The sequence below is a fragment of the Fundidesulfovibrio agrisoli genome (genome assembly GCF_022808715.1).
In the GTDB taxonomy this organism is placed as follows: domain Bacteria; phylum Desulfobacterota; class Desulfovibrionia; order Desulfovibrionales; family Desulfovibrionaceae; genus Fundidesulfovibrio; species Fundidesulfovibrio agrisoli.
Genome location: NZ_JAKZKX010000012.1, coordinates 86,817 through 109,304 on the forward strand (window position 1 = coordinate 86,817; position 22,488 = coordinate 109,304).

The window sequence follows — 22,488 nt, forward strand, 5'->3', positions numbered from 1 at the left end:
GGGGGGGCGGCGCGCCGGCGGGGGCGCCCCCCCCCCCCCCCCCCACAGCCCCCCCCCCCCCCCCCCCCCCCCCCCCCGCCCAGGGGGCAGGACCGGAGCCTGAACGATCTCTATACCCCGCTCAGTGCTGCCCGGCGGCCTCGCCAGCCGAGCCGCCTTCCTTGCGCCCGCCCCTGGCCAGCCAGGCCTGGAAGCGGTCCAGGTAGATGTAATAGACCGGCGTGAAGAAGAGCGTGAGCAGCTGCGAGACCATGAGCCCGCCCACCACGGCCAGGCCCAGGGGCCTGCGGGCCTCCGCGCCCGCGCCGAAGCCCAGGGCGATGGGCAGCGTGCCCATGAGCGCGGCCATGGTGGTCATCATGATGGGCCTGAAGCGCACCAGGCAGCCCTGGTAGATGGCCTGGGCCGGGCTCAGGTTCTGGTCGCGCTGGGCCTCCAGGGCGAAGTCGATCATCATGATGGCGTTCTTCTTCACGATGCCTATGAGCATGATGATGCCCACGAATCCGTAGATGTCCAGGTTCATGCCGAAGGCCATCAGCGTGGCCAGCGCGCCCACGCCCGCCGAAGGCAGGCCCGAGAGGATGGTCAGCGGGTGGATGAAGGATTCGTAGAGGATGCCCAGCACGATGTAGATGACCACGATGGAGAGGATCACCAGCACCGAAAGCCCCGTCATGGAGGACTGGAAGGCCTGGGCCGTGCCCTCGAACTTGGTGGTGAAGGACGCGGGCAGCACCTGGCGCGAGACCTTGCCCACCTCCTCCACGGCCTGCGAGAGCGAGACCCCCGGGGCCAGGTTGAAGGAGATGGTCACCGAGGGCAGCTGGCCGGAGTGGTTCACCGAGAGCGGGCCCACGCCCAGCTTGCGCTTGACCAGCACGTCCAGCGGCACGAGCTTCATGGTCACGGGGGAGCGCACATACAGCCGGGACATGAGCGAGGGGTCGCTCTGGAACCCGGGCAGCACCTCCATGATGACCTGGTAGGAGTTGTTGGGCGCATAGATGGTGGAGACCTGCCGCGTGCCGTAGGAGGTGTAGAGCGCGTCCTCGATCTGCTGCACGCTGATGCCCAGGGCCGAGGTCTTGTCGCGGTCGATCTCCAGGTTGATCTGGGGGTTCTTGAGCTGCAGGTCGGAGTTGACGTCCTGGAGCATGCTCACTTCCTTGAGCTTCTCCTCCAGTTCGGCGGCGTACTTGAAGAGGTCCTGGGTGTCGGGGTTCTGCAGGGTGTACTGGTAGAGGCCCTTGGTGAAGTTGCCGCCCAGGCGGATGGAGGGCGGGTTCTGCAGGAAGGCCATGATCCCGGGCACCTTGGAAAGCTGGGGCCTGAGCTTCTGGATGAGCTGGTCCGCCGAGAGCGGGCGCTCGTGCCGGGGCTTCAGCTTGATGAACATGCGCCCGGAGTTGAGCGTGGCCACCGGGCCGCCCGCGCCCACCACGGACATGAAGCCCTCGATGTTCTCGTCCCTGCCCACGATGTCCATGAGCCGCTTCTGCTTCTCAAGCATGGCCGTGAAGCTGATGCCCTGCTCGGCCTCGGTCATCATCATGACCTGGCCGATGTCCTCGCTGGGCAGGAAGCCCTTGGGGATGGCCGAGAACAGCCAGCCCGTGACCAGCAGCAGGGAGAGCGAGAAGGCCATGGTCAGCCTGCGGTGCGCGATGACCCAGGTCAGGCTGCGGTCGTAGAGGCGCAGCAGGGCCTCGAACCCGGCCTCGATGGCGGCGGAGAAACGGCCGGGCTTCTTGTCGTGGTGCGGCCTGAGCCATTTGGAGCAGAGCATGGGCGTCAGCGACAGGGAGACGAAGCCCGAGAACAGGATGGCCACGCAGATGGTGACCGCGAACTCCTTGAAGAGCCTGCCCACCACGCCGCCCATGAACAGCACGGGGATGAACACCGCCGTGAGCGAGATAGTCATGGAGAGAATGGTGAAGCTGACCTCCTTGGCGCCCTCGTAGGCGGCCTGCAGGGGCGGCTTGCCCATCTCCATGTGGCGCACCACGTTCTCCAGCATGACGATGGCGTCGTCCACCACGAAGCCCACCGAGAGGGTGAGCGCCATGAGCGAGATGTTGTTCAGGCTGAACCCGAACTGGTACATGAGCGCGAACGTTCCCATGAGCGAAAGCGGCAGGGCCAGCGAGGGGATCAGCGTGGCCGAGACGTTGCGCAGGAACAGGAAGATCACCGCCACCACCAGGCCCACGGTGAGCAGCAGGGTGAATTTGACGTCCTCCACCGAGTCCTTGATGGAGACGGAGCGGTCGATCATGATCTCCATGTTCACGGCTTCGGGCAGCTGCACCTTGAAGCCGGGCAGCAGCTTCTTCACGGCGTCCACCACGGCCACGGTGTTGGTGCCGGGCTGGCGCATGACGGCCAGCACGAAGCCGGGCTCGCCGTTGTAGAAGTTGCGGCGGCGGTCGTTCTCCACCGAGTCCATGGCGCGCCCGATTTCGTTCAGGCGCACGGGGGAGCCGTTGCGGTAGGCCACGATGATGGGGCCGTAGAACTCCGCGCGCAGCAGCTGGCCTGTGGCCTGCACCGTGAACTCCCTGCTGGGGCCGGAGATGGTGCCGGTGGGCAGGTTCACGTTGGCCCGGCGCACGGCCTCGGCCACCTCGTCCACGCCGATCTCGCGGCTGGCCAGGGCGTCGGGGTCCAACTGGACGCGCACCGCGTACTTCTGGGAGCCGTACACCACCACCTGGGAGACGCCCGACACCATGGAGATGCGCTGGGCCAGGAGCGTCTCGGCGTACTCGTTGAGGTCCGAGAGGCGCATGGTGGGCGAGGTGATGGCCAGGTAGAGCACGGGCTGGTCCGCCGGGTTCACCTTGCGGTAGGTGGGCGGGGTGGTCATCTCGGCCGGGGTGTCCTTGACGGCCAGGGCTATGGCGGAGTTGACGTCCTGCGCGGCGGCGTCGATGTTGCGGTTGAGGTCGAACTGCAGGGTGATCTTGGTGATGCCCAGGGTGGAGCTGGAGCTCATGGAGTCGAGCCCGGCGATGGTGGAGAACTGCTTCTCCAGCGGGGTGGCCACCGAGGCGGCCATGGTCTCGGGGGAGGCCCCGGGGAAGGTCGCCGTGACCTGGATGGTGGGGAAGTCCACGTTGGGCAGGTCGGAGACGGGCAGGTTCAGGTAGCCCATGACCCCGAAAATGAGCATGGCGGCCATGACCAGCGTGGTCATGACCGGGCGGCGGATGAAACCGGTGGAGAGGCTCATTGGGCCTTTCCTTCGGCACCCGGGGCTCCACCCTGGGCTCCACTCTGGGCGCCGGCCTCGGCCTTGGCGTCAGGGGCCTTGGCGTTCGCCGACGGGTTCTTGACCTCCACCGTGGAGCCCGGCGCCAGGCGCACATGTCCATCGGTGACCACGGTCTCCCCGCCGGAGAGGCCCTTGCTGACGATGGTGCGGCCCTCGATGCTCCCGCCGGTCTCCACCAGGCGGAACTCGGCCTTGTTCTGCGGCGTCACCACGTAGACGTAACTGCCCTGCAGGCCCTGCTGCACCGCCGGAGAAGGCACGCTGACCACCCCTTCGCGGTTGGCCAGGTTCAGCGCCACCTTGGCGAACTGGCCGGGCCAGAGGCGTTTGGAATCGTTCTGGAACAGGCCCTTGAGCCGGATGGTGCCCGTGGTGCGGTCCACGGAGTTGTCAACCGAGGCCAGCACGCCGCGCTCGGGGTTGGCGTCGTCCCCGGCCAGAAAGGCGGTCACTTCGAGGGGGGTCTTGCCCAGGCGGGAGGCCACCTCGGGCAGGTGCTGCTCGGGCACGGAGAAACTCACGTAGATGGGCTGGATCTGCACCAGGGTGAGCAGGCTGCGGTCGTCGTTGGCCTTGATGACGTTGCCCACGTTGACCTGCACCGTGCCCACCCTTCCGGCGAACGGCGCCTTGATGACCGAATACTCCAACTGGAGCTTGGCCTGCTCGATCTCGGCCTCGGAGAGCTTGATGGAGCCGCGCAGGCTCTTGGCGTCGGACTGGGCCTGGTCGAACTGCTGCTGGCTGACTACGTCCTTCTGCTTGAGGCCGGTGTAGCGGGCCAGGTCGTCCTCGGCGCGCTTGAGCAGGGCCTGGTCGCGCTCCAGCTTGCCCTGGGCCTGGAGCAGCGCGGCCTTGAAGGGCCTGCCGTCCAGCACGAAGAGCACCTCCCCGGCGGCGACCTCCTGGCCGTCGCGCACGCGCTGCTCCACGATCTGGCCGCCCACCTGGGTGCGCACGGCCACGCTGCGCACCGGCTCCACGTTGCCCACGGCCGCGATGCGCACGGGCACCGTGCCCGACGCCGCCACCGCCACGGAGACGGGCGCGGGAGGCCGCGCCTGGCTTCGTTTCTTGTCATCGTCGGAGCAGCCCGCGAGCACCAGGGAGAATACGATCACCAGCCACAACGCCCGCAGGCCGGAACGACTCTTCATTGTATCCTTTCCCGCAGGCTGGAGCCTGCGGCTTCTTAGCTGAGTTGTCGCGATTTTTATCGCCATTGCAAGGGGCTGTCAAAAGGAGTAGTGCACCCGGGTCAAAACGGTTACGCCATGTCTCATAATCCCGAAAAAAATATTTTCGCCGCCCGCCCCTGGGCCTGTCTCGCGGTTTCGGCCACGGGCACCTTCATGGCCACCCTGGACGGCGGCATCGTCAACGTGGGCCTGCCCACCATCGCGCACGGCTTCGGCGCGGAGCTCCCCTTCGCCCAGTGGGTCATCACCGTCTATCTGCTGGTCATCGCCTGCCTGCTGCCCGCCTTCGGCCGCCTGGGGGACATGCGCGGCAGGCGCTCGCTCTACGGCGCGGGCTTCTTCCTGTTCACGCTGGCCTCCGCCGTGTGCGGCCTGGCCCCGGGCATCTGGTGGCTCATCGGCGGGCGGGCGCTGCAGGGCGTGGGCGCGGCCATGCTCATGGCCAACGGCCCGGCCATCGTGGTGCAGAGCTTCCCCGGCCCGGAGCGCGGGCGCGCCCTGGGCATGATCGGCATGGTGGTCTCCCTGGGCTCGCTGGCCGGGCCGTCGCTGGGCGGGCTGCTGGTGGGCGCGTTCGGCTGGCCCTCCATCTTCTACGTCACCGTGCCCGTGGGCATCCTGGGCATGGTCCTCTCCTCCAGGGTGCTGCCGGACGACAGGCGCCCGGCGGCCCAAAGCTTCGATTACGCCGGGGCCGTGTTCTATGCCGTCGGCATCGTCTTCCTGCTGGTGGCCATCACCCACGGCGGGCGCTGGGGCTGGATGTCTCCCGGGACGCTGGCCTGCGCCGGGACCGCCGCGCTGGGCATCTGGCTGTTCCTGCGCCGCCAGGCCCGCGTGGAGCACCCCCTGGTCGATCTCGCGCTGTTCCGCATCCGGGCGTTGCTGGTGGGCAACATCGCCTCCTTGCTGGCCTTCATGGCCATGCTGACCAACGCCGTGATGCTGCCCTTCTTCCTGGTGCGCGTGTGCGGCTTCAGCTCCCAGAAGGCGGGGCTCATCATGGCGGCCATGCCCCTGGCCATGACCTTCGTGGCCCCGGTGAGCGGGCTGCTCTCCGAGAAGACGAGCCACGCCCTGCTCACGGGCCTGGGCATGGCCCTCACCGCCGCCGGGCTCTGGTCGCACACCCTGCTGGTTCCGGGCTCCGGCCTGCTGCGCTGTGTGGCGGGCCAGGCCGTGCTGGGCGTGGGCATGGGGCTGTTCCTCTCGCCCAACAACAACGCGGTGCTGGGCAGCGCGCCCCGGGAGAAGAGCGGCGTGGCCGGGTCCGTCATGGCCCTGGTGCGCAACCTGGGCATGGTCAGCGGCATCGCCCTGGCCACCGCCGTGTACGAGGCCTTCCACACCCGGGCCCTGACCGCCGGGCAGACCGAGACCGCCGCCTTCATCGCGGGTTTCGACGCCTCCCTGGCCTGCGCCGCCGCCCTGGCCCTGGCCGCAGCCCTGCTCGGGGCCACGCGTCCGGCGAGCCAAGGCCGCAAGCCCACAGGTTAGTCTTTTTTTCCCCGCCATTTTCCTTTATTATTCGCAGCGTCCTTGCCACATCGGAGAGAACGCCATGAGCATCGCCGCACTCGCCACCCGCCTGGATAGCTGCCTGGCCACCCTGCGCCGCCTGAAAGAAATATCCTCCCGGCGCGAGGCGGTGGAGCGCGAGGTGCTGCTGGCCGTTCTCCTGGCCAACCGCGAACGCCTGAGCGAATTCCCCGCCCTGGAAGGCGACCAGAACAACCTGGTGAGCGCCATCACCACCCGTTGCGAGCCACTCCCCGCCCACGCCGTCTACCGCGAGTGGATGGGCCAGTTCCTGACCACGCTCAACCAGTACGAGGTGGCCTCCCGCGTCAACGCCAAGGACCAGGTGGACGCCCTGCTGCACCAGCTGGCCAACCTGGAGACCTTGCTGCTCAAGTGCATGCAGGGCTACATCCTGCTTTCGGGCGCGGTGCGCGACGACTTCAACGACGTCATCCTGGAGCGCTTCGGGGAGTCGGCCCTGGCCGACATCGAGGAGCTGACCCACGCGGGCTTCTCCGACGACCGCTACTGGAAGGCCCTGCTGGAGCGCTTCGTCACCGGGTTCGTCAACAAAACCTACGAGGATCTGCTGCAGAAAGACGCTTTCCGCATCGCCAGGGAGGGCGGCTTCATCGCGGTGCGCTATCCGCTGGACGCCTTCCTGGACGAGATGCCCGGCACCGACAAGCAGATCGACAAGACGCGCCTGCAGCAATCCTTCGAGAACGCCCGGCAGGACGCCCAGGCCCAGCGCGCGGCCCAGGCCCTGGCAGCGTTCTTCGCCGGGTCGGCCGAGCCGCTCTTGCCCGGCAAGCCCGCCCGGCAGGATTTCGAGCTGCTTGGCCTGGTGGCCTCCGTGGACCCCGTGGCCCAGCGCTACATGGACGTGCTCGTGGACAACAAGCCCTACGAAGCCGCCGAGGACGAGGAGCCCGAGCCGCAGGACGACGAGCCCGAGACCCCCACGCGCAAGGCCCAGAAGCTGGCGGCGCGCAAGGCCTTCCTGCGCGACCAGGCCACGGCCCTGGCCGTGGGCGCGGCCTTCTCCCTGGGCATCTCCCGGGAGGACCTGCACAAGGCCCTGAGCGAATTCACCCCCCGGGAGCGCGAGGCCATCCTGCATGTGGCCGGCACCTTCGCCCCCGCTTCCCTGGCGGCGGCCTTCATCCTGATGATCGAGCACGCGCTGTGCGCCCAGCTGACCGCCAGGGTCGCCGAGGATTCGGGCAAGGTCCAGGTGCGGTGCCTGCGCCAGCGCCGCGCCCCGCGCCAGGGGGTCGAGGCGCTCGCCGATCAGGGCTTCAACCGCATCCGCCAGAAGCTCTTCTTCGAGGACGACCCGGCCAGCCAGAAATGGCTGCTGTTCAAGGCCAAGACCGGGCAGGAGCTGGCCGAGGCCATCCGCCTCTCCAACGTTGAGGCCGAACTGGCCCAGGCCCTCACCGCGCTCTGGACGGCCATGCATTTCAAGGCCGAGGTTGTGGCCCTGGTGAACCTGGCCCTGGTGGCCAAGGCCACCCAGAACGTGCAGGGCAAGGTGGGCGAGATTCTGGGCAGGCTGGGCGTGGTGAAGTCGGCCTAGCCCGCCCCCGGGGATTCAGCGAACAGAAAGGGCTCCGGGACGTGCGTCCCGGAGCCCTTTTTCTCACTGTCTTCCTTGAGGCGGCAAGCCGCTAATAGGTCTTGATCTTGAGCAGTTTGCGGCCGTCGCGCAGGTAGGGCAGCAGGTCGATGCCGGTGTCGTCGGGCTGCTTGATGGGCGCGCCCAGGTTCGGGCCCTTGATGGGCAGGTAGTCGTCCGGCAGGAGCTTGGCCAGTTCGCTGCCGGAGGGCTCGGCCTCGCTCTTGGCGGCGTTGATCCTGGCGGCGGTCGGGTTGTAGAAGGAGAGCTTCATGGTGCCCCCCTGGTCCGGGGAGAGCTTGATCCGCACGGGCCCGACCCGCCAGCGCACGGATTTGCCCGAAACCTTGCCCTTGCCGTAAATGTCCTCCAGCTCGAGCCGCAGGGCGTCGTACCCGGAGCCGTCGGTGAGGCGCAGGTGCACCGCGTAGAGTCTGCCGCCGGACTGGGCGTAGAACACCGTGGGCCTGCCGAATCCCGTGGCCCGGGTCTGCTCGCGCAGGAAAATGTAGTAGTCCACGCCCTCGTCGGTGCGCAGCTTCATGAAGCCCTGCTTCTTGGAGATGTCCTCCCCCCAGTTCACGGAGCCGAAGCCCTTGCTGAGCGGCTTCTGCGGCGTAGCGGCCAGGCAGGGCATCGCCACCAGCAGGGCCAGGGCCGCGACCATCACACGAATCATTGAAACCACGCAGTCCTCCCTATCGACCTGTATGGCTCCAGATAGCCACAGCCGCCCGTTTCTGGCAAGCGCCCCCTTGTATGGAGGCGGCGACGGGATGCCCTAGGCCCGGGCCGTTCAGCCCAGCTTGGCCCCGCCCAGCATGGAGAGGGCCGTCTGCTTCTCGTCGGCGAGGCGCGTGGACACGGCCACGCGCAGCTTGCCCCGCCCCGCGAACTGGATCATGCGCTGGGCGTAGACCTCCTCGATGAGGGCCTTGTCGTTTCCCAGTTGCTTGTTCGCCTCCAGCTTGTCCAAGGCCTGGGAGAAGATTTCCGACGCCCCGTTGGGCCCGTGCTGCACCGCGGTGCTCCAGAGCACCTCGCGCACGGCCTGGGAGCGGGTGGACATGTCCTGCCCGGTGGACATGGTGATGGACTTGAGCGCGGGCGTGTAGTGCGTGTCGCGGATGAACTCGTGCTGCAGGGCCTCGAAGCGCTTGGGCTGCTCGGTGGCGATGCGCTTCCACTCCCCGGTCATGCCGCCCTGCCTGCCGCCGGTGTTGGCCGGGCCGGAGGAATCCAGGCGCGAGGCCAGATCCGGGGCCTTTGTCTCAAGATAGTTGAGGAAGCGGTCCATGGTGCCGACGCCCGAGGCGATCTGGTACTTGCCGTAGGAGGTGCCGCCCCGGCCGTCGTAGCCGATGGCGTCGATGGCCCCGCGCGACTCGTACATGGCCGAGAGGATGCCCATCTTGTCCGTCTGGCCATTTCCGTCGTCGCCTTTGGCGCTGGAGGCCCGGCGCTTGGCCGCCAGAAATTTGGATTCAGCGGCGGCCGCGGCCTGGAGCAGGTCCTCCTCCTCGCGGGTGAAGCCCTTGGGCAGCGGGCCCTTGCCGCCGGGACCGGGCAGGTGCCCCACGTCGTCCGGGTGGCGGGCGTTGGGGTTGATGACGCTGCGAACCTCCTGGCGTTCGATGGCCACCTTGACCTCTTTGGCCTGGGCCTGGGGCTGGGGCGTGGTCTTGGCGGCAGCCTGGGCCTGGCCCTGGGCCTGGGCCTGGGCCTGGGGCGGCTGCTTGACGCCCTGCCCGTTTGCTGTTCTGTGCATGGGCGGAGCCGTCGGGGCGGCCAGGGGCGGCGAACCGGCCCCCTTGGCCGCCGAGGCCGCCATCTGGCTGGAGAGCATGCTGGCGAAGGAGTTCTTGTCTTCAGCCATGGGGCCCATGGGGTCCTTGAGCTTGTCGCCCAGAATGGACTTGCTGGCCCCGAACTGGCTGGTGAGCATGGTCTTGAAGGCCCCCTTGCCGTCGGTGAGCCGGGAGGTAGGCCCGCGAAGGTTCTCCGGGCGGGCCGCCACGGCGGCGGCTATGTTTTGCGGCGTCAAGGCCATGACGTTAACCCCTTGAATGAGAGTCTGCGCCATGAGCAAGCAACCGGCGTGCCAAGCCTCCCACGCCTTCTTCAGCAACAAGGACTGCGCCTACTTCCCCTGCCACAAGGGGGCGGACCCGGCGTGTTTCAACTGCCTGTTCTGCTTCTGCCCGCTCTACTTCCTGGAGGACTGCGGCGGGGACTGGAGCATGGCCAAGGGCGTCAAGGACTGCTCCGGCTGCACGAAGCCGCACGAGCCGGGAGGCTACGAGCGCACCATCGCCCGCCTCAAGGAGGAGTTCGCCCGGCGCAGGGCACAGGCTCAGGAGGAAGGGGGAGGCTAGCTGCCCGCTGGAAAGGTCGATTCTTGCAGCCTGTTCAAAAAACCAGCCGGCAAGGCGCATGAAAAAGTCACGGCCGATGCGTATTGGGCATACGCGAGTGTTTGACCTTTTCGAGGCAACGCAGCCAGCGGGAATTTTTTAAAAGGCCGCTAGCCTTTGGCGGCTTCCTGGCTCCCGGGGAGCTCGCAAGCCCTGCCCTTGAGCCCGAAGATGACCTTGAGCAGCTTGGGGGCCACGCCCTCGAACACCTTGGGCGCGAGATACTCCCCGGCGGCGCGCCGGTTGATCTCCCCCAGGGTGGGATAGGGGTGCACCGACTGGGCCAGCTTGGAGAGGCGCACCCCGCCCGAGAGCACCGTGACCCACTCGCCGATCAGGTCGCCCGCGCGCGGCCCCAGGATGCGAACACCGAGCACCTGGCCCTGCGAATCCACCACCATCTTGATGACGCCGTCCGGGGTGTTCTCGGCCAGGGCGCGGTCGTTCTCGGCGAAGGGCTGCACGTGTGTGGTCACGTCCAGGTCGGCGGCGCGCGCCTGGCGGTAGGTCATACCCACGCCCGCCAGCTCCGGGTCGCAGTAGGTGGCCACGGGCATGAACTGGTAGTTGGCCTTGCGCGGCAGGCGCGCCACCGCGTTGGTCAGGGCCACGCCCGCCTCGTAGCCCGCCGCGTGGGTGAACTGCCATTTGCCCAGCACGTCGCCTGCGGCGTAAATGTCGGTTGAGCTGGTGCGCAGCCGCCTGTCGGTGGGCACGCCCTTCTCGGTGTAGGCCACTCCGGCGTTGTGCAGGCCCAGGCCCGTGACGTTGGGCGCGCGGCCCATGGCCACCAGCAGGGCCTTGGCGCGCACCAGGCGCTGCATGCCCGTGTCGTCCGCGAACCAGACCTCCTTCTGCCCGAAAGCCTCGCCCACGGTGGTCACATGGGCGTTGAGGCGCACTGAGACGCCCTCCTGGCGCAGCTTGGCCGCCACCATGCCCGCAATGTCGGCGTCCTCGTTGGAAAGCAGTTGGCGGGAGCGCTGCAGGATGGTCACGCTGGAGCCGAGGCGCTGGAAGGCCTGGGCCATCTCCACGGCCACGGCCCCGCCGCCAAGGATGATGAGGGACTCGGGCAGCTCGTCCAGGGACCACAGGTCGCGGTTGGTGAGGTAGAATGTATCCTTGAGGCCGGGGATGTTGGGCACCGCGGGGGAGGAGCCGGTGGCCACCAGCCATTTCTCGGCGGAAAAGGTCTCACCGTTCACTCGCAGGCTGTGCTCGTCGATGAACTCCGGCGCGCCGAACACGACCTTGGCCCCCAGCTGGCAGAAGCGCTGCGGGGAGTCGTGGCGCTGGATGCGCGCAATGACGCCCCGGATGCGCTCGGCCACGCGCGTGAAGTCCACCGGGCCGGGGTCCACGGCGGGAAGGCCCCACTGCTGGGCGTTGCGCATGGTGTGGTAGACCTTGGCCGTAGCGATGAGCGTCTTGGACGGCACGCAGCCGAAGTGCAGGCAGTCCCCGCCCAGGTGCGGCTCGCGCTCGATGAGCAGGGTTTTTGCGCCCAGGCGCGCGCCTCCGGCAGCGGCGGTCAGCCCCGCGGCCCCGCCTCCTATGATCCCCAGGTCGAAGTCGTAAACAGCCATCCCCCCTCCTTCGCCGGAAATTGGCTTTCCTTAAGCACGCTTGCAATGTGCTGTCCACCCCTGATTTGTTTTCTGATCGAATTCAGGCCGGGACGGTAGGCTTTGCCGATGTGCCAATTTCAGGGATTTGCCACTTTCTCCCCACATAGCCCTATGTGGGGAGACAGCGGCGCGTTCTTGAATATGATGTGTCCCCATTCCCGGCGCACCGGGAAACAACAAACAAGGACACAAAATCATGAGAAGCGAGAAGGAACTACGCGAAAACCTCGCCGCCTATTGGCGCAGGCTCAACGCCGCCTGTGGCCTGCAAGGCAGCACTCGCTTTGCCAGCCAGGATGACACTGAACGGCCTGCGCTTTTCAAACCGACAAATACAAAAGGCCGCCCGTTGCCGGGCGGCCTTCGCAATCACAGGCTCGCGCCTGATATTCTACCAGTCGGACTTGGTGAAGGAGTCTTCCACACCGAAGTCCACGACCGGCTCGGGCTCGGCAGCGGCGCCGCCAGCGGCCGGAGCGCCACCGGCGCCGCCGGCGGCAACGGTCACCACGCCGTGCTTCTTCACGTCTTCGATCATCTTCAGCAGCTCGTCCACCTTGCCGATGTACTCGTTGACCTTGGCCAGGGGGGCCACGATCAGCTTCTCGCTCTCCTGCTTGGAGGACTCCTCGAAGCGCTTCACGGAGGCCTCGGCCACCTTCAGCTTGGCTTCGACATCGGTGAGCATGGCGGACTTGGCGGCCAGGTCGGCCTTCACGGCGGCCAGCTCTTCGGCCTGGGCCACGGCGGTGGTCTTGTATTCAGCCAGCTTGGCGAACAGGGCGTTGATCTCGCCCATGGTCTCGGCGGGCAGCTTGGGCACGGACACGTTCTTGCCCGAGGAGGCCAGCTGGTTGGCGCTCATGGAGATCACTTCGGGGTGCTGCTCGTAGATCCAGGCCTTGGCGATGGCCTTGGCGAAAGGAGCCAACTCCTCGTCGATGACGGTGTCGGCCATGTAGCCCACCATCTCCACAACGCTCTTCTTCTGGCCTTCCTTGTCCATGCCCTTCAGGTAAGAAATGAAGGTGTTCATCGGGAAAACTTTCGTCTCAGCCATGGGAGTTCCTCCTCTTAGATCTCGAAAATTTTGTCTTCAACGCGGGTGAGGGGCTTGCGGCCGCTCATGCGGGCATACACCAGAGCCGTCGTGCGATACACCAGGTGCCCCAGCTTGGACCAGGGCAGGTACGCGATCATCATGAAGACCGCGACCAGGTGCAGGTAGTACATGGGGTAGGCCAAGCCGGCCACGCCCGCCAGACGCAGAACCATGGAACCAAGGCCGGTGACGAACACCGCCCAGATGACGCCGAGCAGATACCAGTCGTAGAACGAGGAGCCCTGCTTCTGGGCGTCCAGGTTCAGGCGGCGGCGGGTGAGCATGGTCAGCCCGTAGAAGCCGAGCACGGTGCCCACGATGGCCAGCAGCTTCACCGGGCTGTAGAGCACCATGGGCGTGTCGCCCAGGGCGTGCAGCCAGTGGAAGCCGGGGACCTTGGAGCCCCAGTGGGACACCGCCACCACGGAGGTGACGATGGCCAGGGCCACGAAGGCGGCCAGCAGGGCCCAGTGGCCCTTGGAGCGCTCGGTGTTGTCCGCGCCGCACTCATTGAACTGGCGGTGGGTGTAGAGGTCGTCGCGCAGGACATCGATGATGGCCTGCACCAGGGTGGGCTTCTCGCAGTGCGCGCCCACCTCGAAGGTGGTCGGCAGCGACGCGAAGCTCTTCCACATGTTGGTCACGCCCTTGTAGAAGCTCCAGGCCACGAACACCGCCACCGCGCCGAAGAGCGGGTCGATGGTGAAGTCGCCGGGGAACACCTTGGAGAACTTGATCTCGCCGGCGGGGATGGACAGGCCGGTGGTCAAGAGCCAGATGAACAGCCAGAGCACCGCCGGAATGCCGGCCAGGTAGGGCAGCCCCTTGGAGGAGCTCATCCACTCGCCGATCTTCGCGGGGCCCACCAGCTTGCGGTAGGTCATGTTGCGGATGGCCGCCAGGGTGTCGGCGGGTTTGGCGCCACGCGGGCACAGGTCGGAGCAGGTGCCGCAGTTGTGGCACAGCCACACGTCGATGTCGTTCATGAGCTTGTCTTTGAGGCCCCACTGAGCCCAGACCATCTCCTTGCGGGGATAGGGGTTCTCAGCCGGGGACAGCGGACAGGCCACGGAGCAGGTGGCGCACTGGTAGCATTTCTTGACGCTCTCGCCACCAGCTGCCTGAAGCTCCCTGACGAAGCTCGGGTCGGGTTGGATCCGGACCGGAGAAGACATAAGCAGGGCCTCCTAATAGCCTTTGAACGGGTTGGGACCCATTTTGACGATCATGTCCATGAACTTGTCGATCATGGAGGGCACGACGTCGTACTCGTCGATGGCCACCTGGAACTGGTCGACGCGCTCGGGCTCAACGCCGAGGCGCTTGAGCGACTCGGAGATGTTTTCCTTGCGGCGGTTGCACAGCTCGGAGCCCTTGACGAAGTGGCACTGGTAGTCGTCGCCGTACTTGCAGCCCAGCAGCAACACGCCGTCGATGCCCTTGGACATGGCGTCGGCCACCCAGATGGCGTTGACCGAGCCGAGGCAGCGCACCGGGATGACGCGCACGTAGGGGCTCCAGGGCTTGCCGCGCATGGCCGCCATGTCGAGCGCCGGGTAGGCGTCGTTCTCGCAGGCCAGGATCAGCACGCGGGGGCCGCCCTGTTCGATCTTGGCCGGCACCTGCATCTCGCGGATCATGGTGCCGATCATGTCGATGTTGTAGTTGTCGAAGCTGATGACGCGCTCGGGACAGGCGCCCATGCACGTGCCGCAGCGGCGGCAGCGCGACGGGTTGGGCATCGGGGTGCCCTTCGGGTCGTCATCAAGGGCGCCGAAGGGGCATTCCTCGGTGCAGCGCTTGCACTGGGTGCAGCGCACGAAGTTGAACACCGGGAAGCTGCGGTCGCCCGAGCGGGGATGCACGGCCACGCCGCGGTTGGCGCTGGACACGCACTGGATGGCCTTGAGCGCGGCGCCCATGGCGTCCTCGGAGGCCAGGGCCAGGCCCATGGGCTGGCGCACCGCGCCGGCGGCGTAGATGCCGGTGCGGCGGGTTTCGTAGGGGAAGCAGATGTAGTTGGAGTCCGCGTAGCCCTCGAAGAGGCCCAGGTCCGGGAAGGCCAGGCCCTGGCGGTACTCCAGGTTGACGACCGGGCTGTGCGCGGTGGTGGGCACCAGGGAGGTGGGCAGCACAACGAGGTCGGCCACGATTTCGATGGCCTCGCCCAGCAGGGTGTCGGTCATGGAGACCACCACCGAGCCGTTGGCTCCGGCCTTGACGGACTTGATCTGCGCCTTGGAGAGCATGACGCCCGGGTTGTCCTGGGCGGCCTTGTAGTAGCGCTCGTTGATGCCGGGCACCATCATGTGGTCGTAGAAGATGTAGGCCGCGGCCTCGGGGTCCTTCTCGACGACATAGTTGGCCTGCTTGAGCGCCACCAGGGAGGACAGCTCGGAGGACAGGGCCAGGTGCCTCTGCGACTCAAGGTCGCAGAAGGGAGCCTCGGCCGGGGCCTCTTCGCCCTCGGCGGGCGGGTTCACGGGAGCCTGCTCTTCCTTCTCGCACTCCAGAGCCACGTCGGCCGGGCAGGAGTCGACGCTGCACAGCGCCGTGTTGATGAGGAAGGCCACGCTCTTGGGAGCCTTGCCGTCGGACGGACGCACGATGGGGCCGTCCTTGGCCATCTTCTCGAGCTCGGCGGTGGTGATCACGTTCTTGATCTCGCCGTAGCCCATGGGAGCCAGGTACTTGGTGTCGCCGGGGACCCAGCCGGTGGCCAGGACGACGGCGCCGATGTCAAGGTTCTGGCCGCCGGAGAGCTCGGCCTTGTAGAGGCCGGGCGCGCCGGAGAGCTTCTCCAGCGTGGTGCCGGTCAGCACGGAGACCTTGCTGTTGGTGGTGACCTGCGTGATGAGCTTGTCCAGGCCGGTTTCGTGGGCCTCGGTGTAGGGGTAGCTCAGGGGGAAGGTCTTGTAGAAGTTGGCGACCTTGCCGCCCAGGGCCGCGGCCTGCTCCACCAGCACCACGTCGTAGCCCAGGGAGGCCGCGGCGTTGGCGGCGTTGAGGCCGGTCCAGCCGCCGCCCAGGACCATGATGGTCTTGCAGGTCTCGGGCACTTCGGGGTTGGGGATGTTGGACTTGATCATCTTGACCACGCCCATCATCGCGTATTCGTTGCAGATGAGCTGCAGGTCGTCGATACCCTTGGCCTTCTCCAGCGCACCGAGCTCCTTGTTGAAGCTCCACACGCCCTGCTCGCGCAGGTTGACGCGCTCGACCTGGATCTTGTCGCCGAAGGTGAACACGTCCCACTTGGCGCGGGGGGAACACGCGCAGAGGCACACTGCGTCGAGCCCGGCCTCGGCGATGTCCGCGTCGATGGCGGCCTTGCCCTCGGAGGAGCACAGCACGGGGACGGCTTTAATGACCGGACACTGCGGCTGGTATTTGTTCTTCACCGCAGTGCACACTGCGTCCAGATCGACGGCTTCGCCCAGGCCGCAGCCGCCGCAGACGTAAACGCCTATTTTCTCGGCCATGAATCGTTACCTCCCCGCAACCGTTTGAATGGCCTTGAGCGCCGCGCCGGTGGCAGACTGGGCCGAGCGCATGACGTCCAAGGGCACCTTGGCGCAGCCCGTGGCGATGACGCCGGAGTCGGGCGAGCCGATAAAGAACCCTTCCTCGTCCCGGGGGGCGTTGACGGCCACGGCCTCACCCGCGACGGAAGGCTGCATCCCGGTGGCCAGGACCACCAGGTCGAACTCTTCAACGTTCTTGATGCCGGTCTCCACGTTCTCGACCGTGGCCAGCACCTTGCCGGAGCCCTCCTGGGTCAGCTCGGCGACCTTGCCCTTCACCAGGGAGAGCTTGGGATCGGCGGAGACCTTCTCGAGGAACTTCTGGTAGCGGCCAGGGGTGCGCAGGTCGATGTAGAAGACGGTCACTTCGGCGCCGGGCACGCGCTCGCGCACGTAGGTGACCTGCTTCAGGCTGGCCATGCAGCAGATGTAGGAGCAGAAGTTCAGGTGGTTCTCATCGCGGGAGCCGGCGCACTGGACAAAGGCCACGCGCTTGGGCGCGGTCTTGTCGGAGGGGCGAAGCAGCAGGCCGCCGGTGGGGCCGTTGGGGGCGCAGAGGCGCTCCATCTGCATGTTGGTGATGACGTTGGTGAGCTTGCCCGCGCCCAGGTTCTCCAGCTTGGAGACGTCGTAGGGCTTCCAGCCGGTGGCCTGGACCACGGCCCCGACCTTGAAGGTCTGGGTGCGTTCCTGGTCGGCCAGGTTGATCGCGCCGTACTTGCAGCTCGCCTCGATCTTCTTGGCCTCGGCCTCGGAGCACTTGGCCTTGTCGAAGGCGTAGCGCTGCGGGAAGGCGAAGATGTTGGGCCGGTAGGCCACCTTGCGCATGCCCATGCCGAAATCGAATTCGCAGGGAACCGTGGTCTCAGCGGCTTCGGTGCAGGCGTTGCAGCACGTGCACTTCTCGTTGACGTAGCGGGGCTTGATGGACACGGTCACGTCGAAGTTGCCAGCCTGGCCGGAAACCTTGGTGACCTGCGCCATGGTCAGCACCTTCACGTTGGGGTTGTTGCGGATGCGCTGGAACTGGATTTCCAGTCCGCACGAAGGGGGGCAAAGCTTGGGGAAATATTGGTTGAGCTGCGCCACCCGGCCCCCAAGATAGGGATTTTTCTCGACGAGGATGACCTCGTAACCCATTTCGGCGGCCTCCAGGGCAGCGGTGATGCCGCTGAATCCCCCGCCGACCACCAGAATCGCGTTGCCAGACATTGACACCTCCCTGCTCGGATTTGACCTTTGACGGTCAAACGGCCTGATCCGGGACGCCTCGCCCCGGCGCGCCCCGGATCAGACCGTTTGGAACAAACGGCCGGCTTCCGGCGTGAAAAACGGCCGCGGGCATAAGCCCGCGGCCGCGTTTGGTCCGACTTAGGCGTCGGGGATGATCTTGAAGTAAGGACGCTTGAAGACCTTGGTCTCCTTGGTGGTGGGGTCGTACTTCGAGTTGACAAAGCACTTCCACTTGCTGTCGTCCAGGCCGGGGAAGTCGCCGCGGTAGTAGAAGCCGGGGTAGCGGGACTCCTCACGGAAGGCGATGTGCTGCATGTGCATGCGAACGGTCCACAGGCGGTGGAACTGCTCCCAGCAGCGCATCAGTTCGTGCAGGTCGCGGGCGGCCAGCTTCTTGGAGTCCTCTTCCAGCATGGCCAGCAGCTTGAAGCCGGTGCCCAGCAGGGAAGCGGAGGTGGTGTACAGGGTGCCGACACCGCCGCCGTACTCGTCGGAGCACTTCACCAGGCGCATCATGAAGTTCTTCGGGGAGATGAACTTGGGGTTGACCACGGGGTCCGTGGAGATGCCCTTGTTCTCTTCGAAGGTGTACCAGGGCTGGTAGATTTCCTTCTTCAGGTCTTCGGCCTTCTCAGCGATGGTGGGCTTGAAGTCCTTGTGGTCAACGCACCAACGGACCATCTGCTTGCCGACGATGCGGCCTTCAGCGTGGGAGCCGGAGGAGAACTTGTGACCGGAGGCGCCAACGCCGTCAGCGCAGGTCCAGAGGCCGTTCACGGTGGTCATACGGTTGTAGACCTTGCCGTTGTCGGCGCGGACCTTGTACTCCTCGGGAACCCAGGGCTCGTCGGGACCGGAAGCCCAGATGCCGCAGCAGCCGGAGTGGGAGCCGAGCAGGTAAGGCTCGGTGGGCATGATCTCGGAGCCGGACTTCTCAGGCTCGATGTTCATGGCGGCCCACAGGTTGGCCTGGCCGACGCACATGTCGAGGAAGTCTTCCCAGGCTTCGCTCTCGAGGTGCTTCTGCTGCTCGGGGGTCAGGGTGGCGAAGGTGGCCTGCAGGGCGCCCGCGGTGTCCATGTAGATGGGGCCGCGGCCGGCGCGCATTTCGGCCAGCATCATGTGGTTGCGCAGGCAGGTCGGGATGATGTGACCCTTGGCGTAACCGCGATCCTCGTAGGGCTTCAGCATGCCACGGTTGGTGGCGCAGTAGTCTTCACCCTTGGAGTTGGTGGCTTTGGCCTTGAAGAGCAGGAACCAAGCGCCGACCGGTCCGTAACCGTCCTTGAAGCGGGCGGGGACGAAGCGGTTTTCCATCATGGTCATTTCGGCGCCGGCCTGAGCGCACATGGTGTAGGTGGAACCAGCGTTCCAAACCGGGTACCAGGCGCGGCCCATGCCCTCACCAGTGGAGCGGGGCTTGTACACGTTCACCGCGCCGCCGCAAGCGACGACCATGGCGTTGCAGGTGAAGATGTAGACCTTGTTCTCGCGGGTGGAGAAGCCAACGGCGCCGGCGATGCGGTTGGGCTCTTTGGCGTCGTTGAGCAGCTTCACGATGAAGACGCGCTCCATGTAGCGATCCTGGCCCAGGGCGTTCTTGGCAGCCTCGGCCACGATGCACTTGTAGGACTCGCCGTTGATCATGATCTGCCAGCGGCCGGAGCGGACGGGGTCGGCGCCGGTGCGCAGGGACTTGCCGGCGGCCTTGGACTGGGCGCCGTCAAGGTTGTGGCCGTGCTCGTCCTTGGTCCAGCAGGGCAGGCCCCACTCTTCGAACAGGTGGACGGAGTCGTCGACGTGGCGGCCCAGGTCGAAGATCAGGTCTTCGCGGACGATGCCCATCAGGTCGGTGCGGACCATGCGGACGTAGTCGTCGGCGTTGTTCTTGCCAAGGTAGGTGTTGATGGCGGAGAGGCCCTGGGCCACGGCGCCGGAGCGCTCGAGGGAGGCCTTGTCCAGCAGCATCAGGGAGAGGCCGCCGCCAACCTTGTCAATCCAGCGGCAGGCCTCGTAGGCGGTGCCGCAGGTGCCCATGCCGCCGCCGACCAGCAGCATGTCGACGTACTTTTCGATGATTTCCGGCTCGGCCAGAGCGACGCCTTTCGCGTCCTCTTTCATGGGAATACGGGGCATTGATGTGCTCCTTATATTCTTAGGGGTTGCGCGTCAGGTTCCGCTTATTTGCAGAAGCCGTCCAGCCAGCACTGGGACGAGTCGGCCTCAGTGATGGGGGCCTTCTCGGCGAGAGCCACCTGAGGCTTGGCCAGTTCCCAAGTCTCGGTGAACAGCTTCTCGTCGTCCAGGCTGCCGGGTTCGGGCTTGCCCTCGTAAGGCTTGATCGAGCCTTCGGGGGTGGTGCGGATGGGGAACTTGAAGCGCTTGGCGTTGCCGTTGCGGAACTTCACGGTCCACATGATGGAGTCGGCCGAACGCATGGGGATGCAGACGCCGCCCATGGGGGCGAAGTCAGCGTAGGGCCTGGCCTCGATGGCGCCCTGGGGGCAGATCTTGACACAGGAGTAGCACTCCCAGCAAGCTTCGGGCTCCTGGTTGTAAGCCCTCATTTCGGCCGGATCGAGGATCATCAGGTCGTTGGGGCAAATGTACATGCAGGCGGTCTTCTCGCCGCCCTTGCACCCGTCACATTTGCTCGGATCGACAAAGGTAGGCATACCACGTCCTCCACGCTGGTTGATGGTTAAATCTCTGTTCAGCCAATTCCAAAATACGCTTTACGTCTGCCCGGCTTTTACAGGTGTAAAAACCGCCCGGTAGCGGTGAAACCGCCTTGCGGGCGACGGCGCCGGACTCGACGGGGACGGCGGCCTGGGATCGCCTCGCGTTGCCTTGCGCCCTCCCTGAGCAGGGGGAGGGAGCCTCCGCGAGAGCTTCTTCGATCCGCCGTAAACCTCCGGTCTCTTTCCGCCAGATTGGCGGCTTGTGAGGTTTGTAACGAGACGCCGCAGGCGCGTCAAGCCGAAAGTGAAATTTGTTACAAACGCCGTAACTAAATGATATTATGATGAATCAGACGAAGCGCATCGCCACTTCTCTGGCCGGATGTATCGCCCGCCTGACTTACCACGACACCACCACCAAATCAAGGGGGTTCTTGATACCGCACCCCTTGCTTCTTGCCATCCCCCGGGTTTCTGGACATATTCACCTTGTGAACGCATCCAACAGCTGCTCCCCCGCAGACGCCTCCCGCTACCAGGTGATCCTCGACGCCGCAGTTGACGCCGTGATCATCATCGGTTCGGACAGGCTCATCAAGGCCTTCTCCCGCGCCGCGCAACTGCTCTTCGGCTACGACCCGGAGGAGGTCATCGGGCGCAACGTGAACATGCTCATGCCCGAGCCCTACGCGGCCCGGCACGACGGCTATGTGGGCCGCTACCTGGCCACCCGCGAGCCCCACATCATCGGCGTGGGCCGCGAAGTCCGCGCGCGCCGTAAGGACGGCAGCATCTTCCCCGCCTACCTCTCCGTGGGTGAAGGCCTGGCCGAAGCCGAGACCTTCTTCGTCGGAATCCTGCACGACCTCACTCGCGAAAAGGAGACCTTCCGCCGCGTGCAGCAGCTGGCCTCCATCGTGGACTCCACCGGCGACGCCGTCACCGGGCACACCCTGGACGGCATCGTTACGTATTGGAACAAGGGCGCGGAGGAGCTTTACGGCTACACGGCCGCCGAGGCGGTGGGCCGCAACCTGGGCGACCTCATCGTGCCCGCCGAGATGCTGGGCGAGCTGCTCGCGAACACCGAGCGCATCAGCCACGGGGACAGCTTCACCCGCATCGAGAGCATTCGCCAGAACAAGGCCGGGCAGCGCCTCATCATATCCCTGAGCACCTCGCCCATCCGAGACGCCGAAGGCAACGTCATCGGCGCGGCTTCCATCGCCCGCGACATCACGGCGCGGCGCCTGGCCGAGAAGGCCCAGGCCGAGGCCCGCCAGGCCGCCGAGGAAGCCAACCGCATCAAGAGCGACTTCCTGAGCATCGTCTCCCACGAGCTGCGCACGCCCCTGACCATCATCCTGGGCAACATCTCCCTGCTCACCGACCACCAGAACATGCCCGAGCCCGCCGAGGCCGCGCTCATCGCCCAGGACATCGAGGACAGCGCCAACCGCCTCCAGCACATGATAAACGACCTCCTGGACATCTCCGACATGGAGGCCGGGCAGGCCCACCTGCGGCTCACGCCCGTGCAGGCCGCCGACCTCATCGACGAGGTGGCCGACGCGGCCCGCCCCCGCGTGATCGAGAAGGGGCTCAGGCTCGAAACCTACACCGAAGAGGTGGAGGTGCTGGCCGACCCGCTGCGGCTCAAGCAGGCGCTGCTCAACGTGGTGGACAACGCCGTGAAGTTCTCCAGCGCGGGCGTCATCACCCTCGGGGTGAGCCGAACCGAGAACAAGGTGCTCTTCGAGGTCTCCGACCACGGCTCCGGCATGACCGAGCAGGAGCTGCCCCGCGTGTTCGACGCCTTCCACCAGGGCGACACCTCCAGCACCCGCGCCGCCCAAGGCACCGGCCTGGGGCTGACCATCGTCAAGCGCATCGTGCAACTTCACCAGGGCACCATCAGCGTGGAGAGCGAGCCCGGCGCCGGCACCACATTCTATATCGCCCTGCCCCTGCTCTCCGGCGAAGGCTCACACGAAGCCGCGCCGGACAACGAGTAGCCCCCTCCCCTGCCCCGGCGGGGAGAACAGGGGCTCCGTCCCCGGCCGCCCGCCAACTGCCGTGCATTCTTCATCCGGGCTGTCCGCCATCCGGCATGGGCACGAACGGAGGGTGTGAACAGGGGCTCCGCCCCTGACCCCGCCGGGGGGAGTGCCTCCCCCCGGACCCCGGCGATAGCTTCGCGTTTGTGATTGGCAGCATGGTTCATGGGAGACCCTTTAAAAGAACAAGACCCCTGCGGAGCGGCGTCAGCCGCTCCGCAGGGG

15 protein-coding genes are annotated in these 22,488 nt (G+C 66.3%); 4 read left to right on the forward strand and 11 right to left on the reverse strand.

Going from position 1 to position 22,488, the window contains the following annotated elements; translation table 11 throughout:
• Positions 1-121 precede the first annotated feature (121 nt).
• Together MLE27_RS10640 and MLE27_RS10645 are read right to left on the reverse strand one after the other, a co-directional pair.
• A complete protein-coding gene (locus MLE27_RS10640; RefSeq protein ID WP_243312053.1) occupies positions 122-3,238 on the reverse strand; it encodes an efflux RND transporter permease subunit in 3,117 nt (1,038 codons plus the stop codon).
• Positions 3,235-4,437, reverse strand: coding sequence for an efflux RND transporter periplasmic adaptor subunit (locus MLE27_RS10645; protein WP_243312054.1), 1,203 nt, complete (start codon positions 4,435-4,437; stop codon positions 3,235-3,237). The genes MLE27_RS10640 and MLE27_RS10645 overlap by 4 nt, the downstream gene beginning before the upstream one ends.
• A gap of 117 nt (positions 4,438-4,554) precedes the next feature.
• On the opposite strand from MLE27_RS10645, the gene MLE27_RS10650 reads away from it, so the two are divergent.
• Both MLE27_RS10650 and MLE27_RS10655 read left to right on the forward strand, forming a co-directional pair.
• Complete coding sequence (locus MLE27_RS10650; RefSeq protein ID WP_243312055.1) at positions 4,555-5,976, forward strand: DHA2 family efflux MFS transporter permease subunit; 1,422 nt, start codon at positions 4,555-4,557, stop codon at positions 5,974-5,976.
• 64 nt (positions 5,977-6,040) lie between these two features.
• A complete protein-coding gene (locus MLE27_RS10655) occupies positions 6,041-7,582 on the forward strand; it encodes a hypothetical protein (protein WP_243312056.1) in 1,542 nt (513 codons plus the stop codon).
• A 91-nt stretch (positions 7,583-7,673) separates the two neighbouring features.
• Here MLE27_RS10655 and MLE27_RS10660 read toward each other — a convergent pair whose 3' ends face one another.
• Both MLE27_RS10660 and MLE27_RS10665 read right to left on the reverse strand, forming a co-directional pair.
• The gene (locus tag MLE27_RS10660; protein WP_243312057.1) at positions 7,674-8,309 is read right to left on the reverse strand and encodes a hypothetical protein; all 636 of its coding nucleotides are present in this window, start codon (positions 8,307-8,309) and stop codon (positions 7,674-7,676) included.
• A 108-nt stretch (positions 8,310-8,417) separates the two neighbouring features.
• Complete coding sequence (locus MLE27_RS10665; RefSeq protein ID WP_243312058.1) at positions 8,418-9,671, reverse strand: VgrG-related protein; 1,254 nt, start codon at positions 9,669-9,671, stop codon at positions 8,418-8,420.
• A gap of 31 nt (positions 9,672-9,702) precedes the next feature.
• On the opposite strand from MLE27_RS10665, the gene MLE27_RS10670 reads away from it, so the two are divergent.
• Positions 9,703-9,996: a cysteine-rich small domain-containing protein gene (locus MLE27_RS10670; RefSeq protein ID WP_243312059.1), complete on the forward strand. Its 294-nt coding sequence runs from the start codon at positions 9,703-9,705 to the stop codon at positions 9,994-9,996.
• A 149-nt stretch (positions 9,997-10,145) separates the two neighbouring features.
• On the opposite strand, the gene MLE27_RS10675 is transcribed toward MLE27_RS10670, so the two are convergent.
• The 7 genes from MLE27_RS10675 to aprB form a co-directional block, all read right to left on the reverse strand.
• Positions 10,146-11,624, reverse strand: a complete 1,479-nt coding sequence (locus MLE27_RS10675) for a dihydrolipoyl dehydrogenase family protein (RefSeq protein WP_243312060.1) — start codon at positions 11,622-11,624, stop codon at positions 10,146-10,148.
• Between the two features lie 433 nt (positions 11,625-12,057).
• Positions 12,058-12,726 carry a hypothetical protein gene (locus MLE27_RS10680; protein WP_243312061.1) on the reverse strand — a complete coding sequence of 223 codons (669 nt, stop codon included), beginning with the start codon at positions 12,724-12,726 and terminating at the stop codon, positions 12,058-12,060.
• A gap of 14 nt (positions 12,727-12,740) precedes the next feature.
• A complete protein-coding gene (qmoC, locus tag MLE27_RS10685) occupies positions 12,741-13,943 on the reverse strand; it encodes a quinone-interacting membrane-bound oxidoreductase complex subunit QmoC (protein ID WP_243312062.1) in 1,203 nt (400 codons plus the stop codon).
• Positions 13,944-13,955: 12 nt separating this feature from the next.
• Positions 13,956-16,250 carry a hydrogenase iron-sulfur subunit gene (locus tag MLE27_RS10690; RefSeq protein WP_243312063.1) on the reverse strand — a complete coding sequence of 765 codons (2,295 nt, stop codon included), beginning with the start codon at positions 16,248-16,250 and terminating at the stop codon, positions 13,956-13,958.
• Between the two features lie 6 nt (positions 16,251-16,256).
• Positions 16,257-17,504: a CoB--CoM heterodisulfide reductase iron-sulfur subunit A family protein gene (locus MLE27_RS10695; RefSeq protein ID WP_243312064.1), complete on the reverse strand. Its 1,248-nt coding sequence runs from the start codon at positions 17,502-17,504 to the stop codon at positions 16,257-16,259.
• A gap of 159 nt (positions 17,505-17,663) precedes the next feature.
• Positions 17,664-19,661: an adenylyl-sulfate reductase subunit alpha gene (aprA, locus tag MLE27_RS10700; protein ID WP_243312065.1), complete on the reverse strand. Its 1,998-nt coding sequence runs from the start codon at positions 19,659-19,661 to the stop codon at positions 17,664-17,666.
• Between the two features lie 44 nt (positions 19,662-19,705).
• The gene (gene aprB / locus MLE27_RS10705; RefSeq protein ID WP_243312066.1) at positions 19,706-20,200 is read right to left on the reverse strand and encodes an adenylyl-sulfate reductase subunit beta; all 495 of its coding nucleotides are present in this window, start codon (positions 20,198-20,200) and stop codon (positions 19,706-19,708) included.
• A 497-nt stretch (positions 20,201-20,697) separates the two neighbouring features.
• On the opposite strand from aprB, the gene MLE27_RS10710 reads away from it, so the two are divergent.
• Positions 20,698-22,221 (forward strand): PAS domain-containing sensor histidine kinase, encoded by a 1,524-nt coding sequence (locus MLE27_RS10710; RefSeq protein WP_243312067.1) that lies wholly within the window; start codon positions 20,698-20,700, stop codon positions 22,219-22,221.
• The last annotated feature ends 267 nt before the right edge of the window (positions 22,222-22,488 follow it).